This window comes from Sphingorhabdus sp. (assembly GCF_046154385.1).
Lineage (GTDB): Bacteria > Pseudomonadota > Alphaproteobacteria > Sphingomonadales > Sphingomonadaceae > Sphingorhabdus_B.
Window position 1 is genome coordinate 186,943 of record NZ_JBJXFW010000008.1, and the last position, 10,768, is coordinate 197,710.

Sequence of the window (10,768 nt, forward strand, 5' to 3'; positions counted from 1 at the left end):
CCCTCAAGCGACGTCGCTAATCCCCAAATCCGCCAGTTTCCGATAAAGCGTCGACCGACCTATGCCCAACCGGCGCGCGACTTCTGTCATCCGGCCGCGATAGTGACCGATGGCAAGTCGGATGACGTCGGCCTCGATTTCTTCCAGAGGCCGCATATTGCCGTCAGCTTCATATAATGTCACGCCAATGCCGTCATTTGCGCCGGCACCGGTGGACCCGCCATTACCGGGCACACCGACGGCGGCCGAAATCTGGGGGAATTCTTCCGGTGTCAGGGCGTCGCGTTCGCACAAAACAGCGGCACGAAACAGAGCACTTTGCAATTGGCGTACATTACCAGGCCAACTATATCCGCGCAGAACCGTGAGGGCTTCATCGGTAATGCCAAGGCTCCGAAGCCCCGGCTGACTTGCAAGTCGGCCCAGGAAGTGGCGGGCCAGCGCTGGAATGTCGCTCGCACGCTCTCTTAATGGAGGGATGGTGAGTTGCACAACATTCAGGCGGTAAAACAGGTCTTCGCGGAACTCGCCTTCGGCCAATTTGTTAGCCAGATTTGAATTGCTCGCGGAAATCAGGCGCACATCAATGCGAAAGCTGTGCGATGCGCCCAATGGCTGAATTTCGTTTTGGGTGAGAAGGCGAACCAGACGGACTTGGGTTTCTTGAGGTAAATGGTCAACTTCATCGAGGAACACGGCACCGCCCTCGGCTTGTTGTAATATCCCGACCCTGCGGTCAAACGCGCCTGCAAAGGCATTTTTCTCATGTCCGAATAATACCGAATCGAGAAGATTTGGAGAGATCGCGCCGCAATTTACCTTCAACAATGGCAGTTTGGAACGGGGGCTTGCGGCGTGAATGGCGTCTGCAACGACCTCTTTGCCTACTCCTGACTCCCCCTCAATAAAGATAGGTGCGCGACTGCGCGCAGCTTTTGCCGCGATGGCTAAAGCGGCACGAAATGCCGGTGCGGATCCGATAATTTCTTCGAATGCCAGAGGCTGAGTTATTTTTTCGGTGAGCGGTTGAAGCTCTCCGAAATCTTTGCTTTTGTCCGACGCCAAGCTGAGCGCAGCGATCAATCGCTCGGCGGCCACCGGCTTTATAATATAATCCGAAGCACCTGCGCGCATGGCATCAATCGCGGCTTCATTGGAACCGATCGCCGTCAATAATAATATAGGAAGCGCGGGACGGCGGGACTTTAGCTCGGCAATCAGGGCTGCAGCATCCGATCCGGGGACCCATTGGTCCAGTATAATTGCATCCAGCATCATGCCATCTTGCGTACCCAGCATGGCAATTGCAGTTTCAGCATCACGGGCAAAAACAGTCCGCCAGCCTGCGCGCGATGCAATAGCCGAAACCAGCCTGCATTGGGCCGGCTCGTCATCGACAAGCATCAATAAACGGGTTTCTGGTTCTAACATTCACCATCCATGAACAGGTTCAAGGAAAGTTGTGGTAACGCAAATGGGTAAAGAGCCGATTAAGCATGGAACATATTTTCTTTGGTGCTGCGGCTTGAGCATCTGGACATGAGCGGTTAAGGACCAAAGCAGAGAAACAGTGTAGATGGAGGCTAAAATGGCAGGAAATCAGGATATCGGTCCGGCAAAAGATACCTATGAAGGATTTATCACCCTGTTCAAATGGGGGACTATTGTCTCGGTTGCGGTTGTTGCCCTAGTCATTTTGATAATCGCCTGAAGTGGTCAAAATCGCCGTATTAAAGGAAACCGCTGCCGGCGAAACGAGGGTTTCTGCGTCACCTGAAACGGTGAAGAAATATATTGGGCTTGGGGCAACCGTAGCGGTTGAGGCTGGGGCTGGACTGTCCGCATCGATTAGTGACGCCGACTATGCGGCCGCGGGTGCATTGGTTGAAACCGCCACTGCAGTTTTGAAAAATGCCGATATCATCCTCAGCGTGCAGGGGCCGGACCCCAAGGCATTGAAGGGCATGTCCGCAGGAGCATGGCTGGTTGCCGGGCTCGACCCCTTTGGACAGCGCGCCCGCGTCGATGAATATGCCAAGACGGGCGTCGAGGCGCTGGCGATGGAATTCATGCCACGCATTACGCGCGCGCAGTCAATGGACATTCTGTCGTCGCAGTCCAACTTGTCAGGCTACAAAGCGGTCATCGAAGCGGCGTCTGTATATGGTCGCGCGTTCCCGATGATGATGACGGCCGCAGGTACAGTCAGCGCAGCCAAGGCGTTCATCATGGGCGTTGGTGTTGCAGGATTGCAGGCAATTGCGACCGCGCGGCGTCTCGGCGCTCAAGTTTCCGCGACTGACGTGCGTTCTGCGACCAAGGAACAGATCGAATCGCTGGGCGCCAAAGCCATTTTTGTGGAAAATGTCGCTGGCATCGAAGGCGAGGGTGCCGGTGGCTATGCCACCGAAATGTCAGATGAATATAAGGCCGCTCAGGCAGAGTTGGTCTCCAGCCATATCGCCAAGCAGGATATTGTCATCACGACAGCACTGATTCCGGGCCGTCCCGCGCCGCGACTGATCTCCGATGCCCAGATTGCAACAATGAAACCGGGGTCGGTGATATTCGATCTGGCTGTCGCGCAGGGAGGCAATGTCGAGGGTTCGAAAGCCGACGAGATTGTAGTCAAGCACGGCGTGAGAATCATAGGCTATACCAACACGCCTGCCCATCTGGCGGCGGATACTTCGGCCCTGTTTTCGCGCAACCTGTTTAATTTTCTGTCAGCCTTTTGGGACAAGGAAGCCGGAAAGCCGGTTTTGCCCGACGATGACGAGATTACCGCTGCAATCCGTCTGACAAAGGACGGCAAAGTCGTGAATGATCGCCTGTTGGCGTGAGGGGGGCATAATGGACTTCATTTCAATCTTATCCATCTTCGTGATGGCCTGTTTCGTGGGCTATTATGTCGTTTGGTCAGTTACGCCCGCCTTGCACACGCCCTTGATGGCGGTGACCAATGCGATTTCTTCGGTCATTATCGTCGGCGCGCTGATCGCTTCGGCGGCGGCGGGGTCGCCCAGCGCCAAATGGCTGGGGCTGATTGCGGTGGCTTTGGCGAGCGTGAACATATTTGGCGGATTTGCCGTGACTGCGCGCATGCTCGCAATGTACAAGAAAAAGGAGCGTTAAGACATGGAACATGCTGCTCCTCCCGCTTGGGTCATGCTTGCTTATCTGATTTCAGGCGTTTTCTTCATCCTGGCTCTGCGTGGGCTTTCCTCACCTGCAACGTCACAGCGCGGTAACCGCTTTGGGATGGCCGGTATGTTGATTGCGGTCGGCACGACGCTGGTCACGCATGAAGTTGCGTCTTTGCCAGAGATTTTGGGCGCAATCGCAATCGGCGGCGGCATTGGTTGGATCATCGCCCGCCGCATCGCCATGACCGATATGCCCCAGTTGGTGGCGGCGTTTCACTCGCTTGTCGGTATGGCGGCCGTGCTGGTCGGCGCTGCTGCTTATCTGAACCCGCAAGCATTTGGTATCGTTGACGCAAGCAACCCAATGATTAACGCACCGGGTCGCGAACCCATTGCCTTTGCCAGCGCGATAGAGCTTGGTTTGGGTGTTGCAATTGGTGCCATCACATTTTCCGGCTCGGTTATCGCTTTTTTGAAGCTCGCTGGAAAAATGTCCGGTGCACCGATCATCTTGCCGTTGCGCCATATCATAAACCTTGGAACGCTGGCCGCGATTATCGGGCTGGTCGGTTATCTTACAATAGATCAAAGCCCTTGGGTATTCTGGACCATCGCGGCTTTGTCGTTCTTGATCGGCTTTTTGCTCATCATTCCAATCGGCGGGGCGGATATGCCGGTCGTGGTATCCATGCTGAACAGCTATTCGGGCTGGGCGGCGGCGGCGATGGGCTTTACGCTTCATAACACGGCGATGATCATAACAGGGGCATTGGTCGGATCGTCGGGTGCCATTCTCTCCTACATCATGTGCAAGGCCATGAACCGCAGCTTCATCAGCGTAATCGCTGGCGGGTTCGGTGCCGAAGCAGCGGTTGCAGGTGGTGAAGCAAAGGAACAGCGCCCGTGGAAACGGGGATCGGCAGAAGACGCCGCGTACATGATGCAGCAGGCCGAAAGCGTAATCATCGTACCGGGCTATGGCATGGCCGTGGCGCAGGCGCAGCATATATTGCGCGAAATGGCTGATGTCCTGAAAAAGCAGGGCGTGAAGGTCAAATACGCCATTCATCCGGTTGCGGGCCGTATGCCGGGGCATATGAATGTGCTGCTGGCGGAGGCATCGGTTCCTTATGACGAGGTTTTCGAGTTGGAAGATATCAACAGCGAGTTCGCTCAGGCCGATGTTGCCTTCATCATCGGTGCGAACGATGTGGTCAATCCTGCTGCAAAAACCGACAAAACGTCTCCCATTTACGGGATGCCGGTGTTCGATGTCGACAAGGCCAAGACCGTATTCTTCGTCAAACGTTCGATGGGCGGCGTGGGCTATGCAGGCGTCGACAATGACGTTTTCTATATGGATCAGACCATGATGCTCCTCGCCGACGCCAAGAAGATGTGCGAGGATATCGTCAAAGCCTTGCAGCATTAGGGCACTTCACGCTAACGAAGGTCAAAAGCGCCGCCTCGATACTGTTCGGGGCGGCATTTTGGTTTTGAAAATGGGAATCTGATATGCGTAAAATGGGACTTATCGGTGGCATGAGCTGGTATTCAACCGAGCTCTATTATGCCCGGATCAACAAGCAGGTTCTAAAACGGACGGGCGGCACATGTAACGCGCCAATGTTGATCGAGAGCCTGAATTTCTGCGATATTGCCAAAGCCAACAGCGTGCAAGACTGGGACCATGTCGCGCATGTACTGATTGAATCGGCGCAGAGACTAGAGAAAGCCGGTGCAAGCGCAATTTTAATCGGCGCGAACAGCATGCACAAAGTGTATGACCGCGTTGCCCAGTCGGTCGAGATACCCATCCTGCATATCGCCGATGCTGTCGGAGAAAAAATGAAATCTGACGGTGTCCAGTCGGCGGCTTTGCTGGGTACCGCCAACGTAATGGCTGAAAACTGGTATCGCCAGCGCCTCGTGAAGCATGGCGTTACGCTTATGCCTGCTGAAATGGACGACGTTAAGGATATGGACCGGATTATCTATGACGAACTGATGCTGGGACAGGTAAAACGTGAATCCGAACGCACCTTGAAAACTATTATAACCGAAATCGACCAGGAAGGCATAAAGGCGGTCGTTTTGGGTTGTACGGAATTGTGCATGATAGTGGACACCAAGGCCAATGTTCTCCCCATCTATGACAGCACGGAAATCCACGCAGATGCCGGTGTTGAATGGATATTGGGCGATGTGGGATAATTTCGAGGGCCGTCCCCAACGCTGAGTTAAAGCGGGCTTTTCCGTGACCCGCTAATCGCCCTTGGCTTTTTGATTTTGATGAGGCATCTTTGCGGAATGAGGATGAGAAACATTGGAATCGTTGGCGCTGCACTTTGCGCGCTTGTTCAACCTGCGTTTGCGAAAACTATCGCTGTCGCTGCTGGAGAAGGCGCGCAAGGACGTCTGCAAGAAGCGCTGATAACAGCCGAACCCGGGGATATTGTTGAGCTCGGCACAGGGCGGTTTATTCTTTCCGATGGTCTGTCTCTTGATGTGAATAACGTTACGGTAAAAGGGATGGGCTATGATGCGTCCATCCTCGATTTTTCCGGTCAACAGGGCGCTGGAGAGGGGCTTTTGGTAACATCGGATGATGTTGTCTTGCGCGATTTCGGGGTTGAAAACAGCAAAGGTGACGGCATTAAATCCAAAGGTGCGGACCGGATTGTCTATTATCAGCTGCGTGTAGCGTGGACCGGCGGGCCAAAAGAGACTAACGGTGCTTACGGCATTTACCCTGTTGAAAGCACAGACGTCCTTATCGATAGCGTTGTTGTGCGGGGCGCGTCCGACGCTGGCATTTATGTTGGCCAATCACGTAACATCATCGTCCGTGGTTCTATCGCAACCGAAAATGTTGCAGGTATCGAAATTGAAAATAGCTTTGACGCTGATGTCCACGACAATATCGCCACGCACAATACAGGCGGCATATTGGTATTTGACCTTCCCAATTTGCCGCAAATGGGTGGCCATAATGTGCGGATTTTCGACAATATAATCGTCGACAATATGACGCCGAATTTTGCGCCGAAGGGAAATATTGTGGCAAATGTTCCGACCGGAACAGGGGTCATGGTCATGGCCAATCGCAATGTCGAAATATTTGATAATGTTCTGGGCGATAATGGCACGACGAACATCATGGTTGTCGGCTATCGTTTTCCGCACAATGACGCCAAATATGATCCGTTACCCCGCGATGTGGTCATCTGGGATAATCAGCACGGTCGCGCCGGTTGGGACCCCAAATTTCGTGGCGGCGCTGAAATTGCAGCAGCCATGGGCGGCAATTTCCCTGCGATATTCTGGGATGGCGCAGGCGGCCCCGCCAAAGCGCCGGTAATTTCGGACACTGTGGCAGCGCTCTCGCTCGGTTTAACCGATATTTTGGCTGATCCTGCGAGCGCAACGCCTGTTCCCCTTGCTGTTTCGACGACGCGACCTGCGGCTTTGCCTGCCATTAAATTGCCGGATTCGATGGAAGCAGCGGTCCGTTAATGCGATTGCTGTTGCCGTTTCTGGCGTGTTTCACAACCGCCGTAGCAATATCGGCGCCACACACGGACATTTCAGATGGGGCGATTTCCGGCTTGCATAATCCGGCGACTTTATCCGCATTCGGCTTTTTTGATGGCAGTGCGGCCAAGCCCTCGGGCAAACTGATATCTTATCGGCTTCGGACGCCATTATTTTCGGATTACGCCGAAAAACAGAGGTTCATCTATCTGCCGCCCGATACCGAGGTTACCGCAGATACAGATGGAAGGCTGGTTTTTCCTGTCGGATCGGCGCTCGTAAAAAATTTTGGATTTACAGACCCTGAAACCGGCTTGTTGAAAGTGCTGGAAACCCGATTGTTACTGCATAAATCCAATGGTTGGGTTGCGCTTCCGTATGTGTGGCGCGCCGATGGTAGTGATGCAGATCTTCGCGTGGGCGGAACTCGCATTCCGGTGAATTTTGAACGTGGTGGGAAAACACTGTCGATCAGCTATGCGGTTCCCAACAAGAACCAGTGCAAGCAATGTCATTCATCATCTGAACAAATAATACCGATTGGACCTATTTGGCAGAATATGGAGTTCCCGCAGACGCGGGACGCGCGCCGTTTCGCCAAAGCAAATCCGCAGTTAGCAAAGCTGGACAAATGGGCCGCGTGGGACGATGCGCGTTCAGGAGATGTCGGCGCCCGCGCTCGGAACTATCTGAAAGTGAACTGCGGGCATTGCCACGCCCCCAAAGGGGCGGCGAGCAACAGCGGTCTGTTTCTTGACGGATCAACTGCCGATGCTACCGCTTTGGGTATCGGAAAACGGCCCGTTGCGGCTGGTCGTGCCAGTGGCGATCTGGATTTCATCATAGAAGCAGGGCACCCCGAAAGATCAATCCTGATTGCCCGCATGAAAAGCACGGATGCAGGCATCGCTATGCCTGAACTAGGCCGGTCTTTGAATCATGAAGAGGGAATCAAATTGCTCGAAGGCTGGATAGCGGCCATGCCGCCGTCTGTTCACTGACGCATTAACCGTTTCATTTCGTAACGCGTTCCGGTCCAGCCTTCAAAAACGGCCTTGATACCGGGATGCGTCAATGGACCATGCTCACTATCCGCCAACAAGTTTTGTTGACTGACATATGCGATATAGCTGCTGTCGGCATTTTCGGCGAAAAGATGATAGAAAGGTTGGTCTTTTGAGGGACGGACCGGTTCGGGAATAGACTCATACCATTCTTCACTGTTCGAAAATACCGGATCGATATCGAACACCACCCCTCGAAAATCGAAAATACGATGGCGAACGACATCACCGATCGCAAATTGGGCAACTGCCACTTCAGGAATCAAAACTTTGGTACTCATACTGCTCATATCAGCGCATTATGAGTGCAAATCAACCTTGCCGCTTGGCAAAGGGAAAAACTTCGGTTAATGGCCCCCCTCATTCTCCGAGGCGCGCCGTTTTTCGGCACTGACCAGCCTTGAAGATTTGCGGAGAGATGGCTGAGTGGTCGAAAGCACCGCACTCGAAATGCGGCGTGCTCGTGAGGGTACCTAGGGTTCGAATCCCTATCTCTCCGCCAAGCATTGATTTCTCACTATTCCTCACCAGTTTCAGATTGGCCATTTTGTGCAGGAAATCAGGCATTTTCTGTACCGCGCAATTCCTTGCGATGCCACCGAAGCCCAGCTATGATGTGGTAGTTTGTGTGGGAGTAAAGAAATGAGCAAATTAACGGTAACCGCCGTGAGAGCGGCCAAATCGGCCGGGCGCTATGGGGATGGGGCGGGTCTCTACTTACTAGTCAGTAAATCAGGCGCAAAGAGTTGGATGGTTCGTGTTCAAAAGGACGGGCGCAGACGGGACATTGGTTTAGGTAGTGTCGCCAAGGTATCGCTTGCTGATGCCCGTAGACGTGCTGAGCAAGCCCGCACACAGGTTGAGGCGGGCATCGACCCTGTTGCGGTCCGAAAGAAGGCAGCCGGTATTCCTACATTCAGAGAGGCCGCCGCTACTGTTTTTTCCGAAAGCAAGCAATCGTGGCGGAACGCCAAGCACAAGGCGCAATGGCTATCCTCTCTTGAGGCCTATAGCTTTGCCGCCATTGGGAATGTGCCTGTATCCCAAGTGGACAACGCGATGGTGCGAGATTTGCTGGTAGCGATCTGGCTGACCAAACCGGAAACCGCGCGCCGCGTCCGGCAACGGGTGTCCACCGTCATTGATTGGGCCGTTGGCAAAGGGTATCGAGACGCTCCGCTAACGATGTCTGTCATCAACAAAGCGCTGCCCAAGCAGAAGCGCCGCGACAACCATCATGCCGCACTTCCATTTGTCGAACTCCCTGTTTTTATGATCCAGTTGAAGGAACGCGAGTCAGTCGGTCGGCTGGCAATGAATTTCTTGATTCTTACCGCCGCACGATCTGGCGAGGTGCGTGGTGCCACATGGTCTGAAATTGATTTGGAAGCGCGGATATGGACTTTGCCAGCTGGCAGGATGAAATCTAGCCGTGAACATGTAGTGCCGCTCTCAACCCCAGCAATTGAAATATTGCGACGAATGCAAGGGTTTCGGCATTCTGACAGCGATCTGGTTTTTCCAAGCCAACGAGGTAAGCCTTTATCCGACATGACACTCACGAAAGTTCTGCGTGACATGGCTTTGACCGCAACGCCTCACGGATTCCGATCTAGTTTCAAAGATTGGGCAGCGGAACTGACGTCGTTCCCAAATGAACTCTCCGAAGCAGCATTGGCCCACTCAATTGCCGACAAGGTTGAGGCCGCATACAGGCGAGGCAATCTGCTCGACAAGCGGCGGGTGTTGATGGGGGCGTGGGCAGACTATTGTGAAGGGCGCGACTCTAAGGTGATTCGTCTGGCCACCAATTAGTTGGACAGCTTTAAAGCAAAAATAGGGAATTATATGCGAAACTAGACAAAATCGCTTGTACTTTGCGTCTAAGTAAAAATATATAACTAGACAGTAATTAGTGTGGGTTGAACGCCTAAGAAGGCACCCGGTACGAGCGAACGGGCAGATCTAACGGTCCTGCAACTTTTCCAAATGTTCCCAGATGACGCGGCGAGCCGAAAATGGCTTGAGGATATCCGGTGGCCTGATGGTGAGCGGTTTTGCCCGCATTGCGGCTCACTCAAAACAACACCCGTCAAAAACGAAATTCCGATGCCTTTACCGCGAGTTCATTCGGTATGCAGGCACCGATAAAAAAACCGGCTTAGTCCTCACCCCTCAGCATATAACTGAGTTTTTCTGCGACATTGTCCAGCTAAATGAGAATGATGTTGTATTTGATTCATGTTACCTCACCATTCCATCGTTGGGACAATAGGCGATGCTGCCGATCACTTACGTCCACCCGAACGATTGCTTTTCGACCTTTCCGCCTCAAACCGGACAGTCAGCACCCCACAACATTCCGGGCATTCAGGCAACAAGTTCGAGCCCTTGTTAGCTGCCGTTGGTTCATAGGCTGAACGAAGGGCCGCTTTCCTAAAATATGCAACAAAAGCGGACTGACCGGACACGACAACATTGCGGACGTTTCATTAATGCGCCAGTCTCACTCCATGAACGGCAACAAACTAATCGCACTTAGCTGGTGGACTTTTGCATATATCATTGTGGCAGGAGCATTATTCGGGTTCTCCGCTAGCGGCGATTGCTTGCAGGGTGCCGACGGGGCTGCCTGTCGAGACCAGAGTAGCGGGTTCACGGATTGGCTCCTGATTGCGGAGGTGTTCGCCTACGCAATACTCACATGGGCGATATTTTTTCGTCGTCGCTAATGTCCGGTTCCCACGACATTCCAGTTGTCCGCTCAATATCTTAGTGTCACCAAAAGCGGACAACTTGTAGGAAATCGATCAATACCATTTCACACGAAATCGCAGGGTAGCATGGAGCGGTCATCTGAATGCTAAGTGTTCGGGAACCGTATTAATGCGACCGCGACATTCAACATCTTCGCGAACATAATTAGCGAACCAAACACGGCTTTTTCGGTTGCCTTGCTCCCAATCACCTTGCTCACAACGACTGTAGCCTTGCGCGGCCATATATCTCGTGATGACAGCCTCC

At 53.3% G+C, this 10,768-nt stretch carries 11 protein-coding genes and 1 tRNA gene; 10 read left to right on the top strand and 2 right to left on the bottom strand.

The window, feature by feature from the left end; genetic code table 11:
* Window positions 1-3 precede the first annotated feature (3 nt).
* Entirely contained in the window at window positions 4-1,431 is a 1,428-nt protein-coding gene (locus ACKVOS_RS02460; protein ID WP_409210430.1) for a sigma-54-dependent transcriptional regulator, read from the bottom strand.
* A gap of 157 nt (window positions 1,432-1,588) precedes the next feature.
* Here ACKVOS_RS02460 and ACKVOS_RS02465 point away from each other — a divergent pair, with 157 nt between their 5' ends.
* The 7 genes from ACKVOS_RS02465 (at window position 1,589) to ACKVOS_RS02495 (ending at window position 7,681) form a co-directional block, all read left to right on the top strand.
* Window positions 1,589-1,711, top strand: a complete 123-nt coding sequence (locus ACKVOS_RS02465; RefSeq protein WP_409210431.1) for an aa3-type cytochrome c oxidase subunit IV — start codon at window positions 1,589-1,591, stop codon at window positions 1,709-1,711.
* Window position 1,712: 1 nt separating this feature from the next.
* Entirely contained in the window at window positions 1,713-2,843 is a 1,131-nt protein-coding gene (locus tag ACKVOS_RS02470) for a Re/Si-specific NAD(P)(+) transhydrogenase subunit alpha (protein ID WP_409210432.1), read from the top strand.
* Between the two features lie 10 nt (window positions 2,844-2,853).
* Entirely contained in the window at window positions 2,854-3,135 is a 282-nt protein-coding gene (locus tag ACKVOS_RS02475) for an NAD(P) transhydrogenase subunit alpha (protein ID WP_143775446.1), read from the top strand.
* Window positions 3,136-3,138: 3 nt separating this feature from the next.
* Window positions 3,139-4,578, top strand: coding sequence for an NAD(P)(+) transhydrogenase (Re/Si-specific) subunit beta (locus ACKVOS_RS02480; protein WP_409210433.1), 1,440 nt, complete (start codon window positions 3,139-3,141; stop codon window positions 4,576-4,578).
* An 83-nt stretch (window positions 4,579-4,661) separates the two neighbouring features.
* Window positions 4,662-5,360: an aspartate/glutamate racemase family protein gene (locus ACKVOS_RS02485; protein ID WP_409210434.1), complete on the top strand. Its 699-nt coding sequence runs from the start codon at window positions 4,662-4,664 to the stop codon at window positions 5,358-5,360.
* 102 nt (window positions 5,361-5,462) lie between these two features.
* Window positions 5,463-6,662 carry a parallel beta-helix domain-containing protein gene (locus tag ACKVOS_RS02490; RefSeq protein WP_409210435.1) on the top strand — a complete coding sequence of 400 codons (1,200 nt, stop codon included), beginning with the start codon at window positions 5,463-5,465 and terminating at the stop codon, window positions 6,660-6,662.
* Window positions 6,662-7,681, top strand: coding sequence for an SO2930 family diheme c-type cytochrome (locus ACKVOS_RS02495; protein WP_409210436.1), 1,020 nt, complete (start codon window positions 6,662-6,664; stop codon window positions 7,679-7,681). Before ACKVOS_RS02490 ends, ACKVOS_RS02495 begins: the two co-directional genes overlap by 1 nt.
* Here ACKVOS_RS02495 and hspQ read toward each other — a convergent pair.
* Window positions 7,675-8,025, bottom strand: a complete 351-nt coding sequence (hspQ, locus tag ACKVOS_RS02500; RefSeq protein ID WP_409210437.1) for a heat shock protein HspQ — start codon at window positions 8,023-8,025, stop codon at window positions 7,675-7,677. The two genes, ACKVOS_RS02495 and hspQ, sit on opposite strands and share 7 nt — an antisense overlap.
* 131 nt (window positions 8,026-8,156) lie before the next feature.
* Between hspQ and ACKVOS_RS02505 the strand changes: the two genes are divergently transcribed.
* The 3 genes from ACKVOS_RS02505 (at window position 8,157) to ACKVOS_RS02515 (ending at window position 9,895) form a co-directional block, all read left to right on the top strand.
* Window positions 8,157-8,246 (top strand) — tRNA-Ser (locus ACKVOS_RS02505).
* A gap of 140 nt (window positions 8,247-8,386) precedes the next feature.
* Window positions 8,387-9,559 (top strand): tyrosine-type recombinase/integrase, encoded by a 1,173-nt coding sequence (locus tag ACKVOS_RS02510; protein WP_409210438.1) that lies wholly within the window; start codon window positions 8,387-8,389, stop codon window positions 9,557-9,559.
* Between the two features lie 174 nt (window positions 9,560-9,733).
* Entirely contained in the window at window positions 9,734-9,895 is a 162-nt protein-coding gene (locus ACKVOS_RS02515; RefSeq protein ID WP_409210439.1) for a transposase, read from the top strand.
* The last annotated feature ends 873 nt before the right edge of the window (window positions 9,896-10,768 follow it).

Bases quoted from the DNA above. Each gene is read 5' to 3' on its own strand.
- ACKVOS_RS02510 (WP_409210438.1), top strand. From the start codon at position 8,387: ATGAGCAAATTAACGGTAACCGCCGTGAGAGCGGCCAAATCGGCCGGG.
- ACKVOS_RS02485 (WP_409210434.1), top strand. From the start codon at position 4,662: ATGCGTAAAATGGGACTTATCGGTGGCATGAGCTGGTATTCAACCGAG.
- ACKVOS_RS02515 (WP_409210439.1), top strand. From the start codon at position 9,734: ATGTTCCCAGATGACGCGGCGAGCCGAAAATGGCTTGAGGATATCCGG.
- ACKVOS_RS02475 (WP_143775446.1), top strand. From the start codon at position 2,854: ATGGACTTCATTTCAATCTTATCCATCTTCGTGATGGCCTGTTTCGTG.
- ACKVOS_RS02495 (WP_409210436.1), top strand. From the start codon at position 6,662: ATGCGATTGCTGTTGCCGTTTCTGGCGTGTTTCACAACCGCCGTAGCA.
- ACKVOS_RS02460 (WP_409210430.1), bottom strand. From the start codon at position 1,431: ATGTTAGAACCAGAAACCCGTTTATTGATGCTTGTCGATGACGAGCCG.
- ACKVOS_RS02480 (WP_409210433.1), top strand. From the start codon at position 3,139: ATGGAACATGCTGCTCCTCCCGCTTGGGTCATGCTTGCTTATCTGATT.
- hspQ (WP_409210437.1), bottom strand. From the start codon at position 8,025: ATGAGTACCAAAGTTTTGATTCCTGAAGTGGCAGTTGCCCAATTTGCG.
- ACKVOS_RS02490 (WP_409210435.1), top strand. From the start codon at position 5,463: ATGAGAAACATTGGAATCGTTGGCGCTGCACTTTGCGCGCTTGTTCAA.
- ACKVOS_RS02465 (WP_409210431.1), top strand. From the start codon at position 1,589: ATGGCAGGAAATCAGGATATCGGTCCGGCAAAAGATACCTATGAAGGA.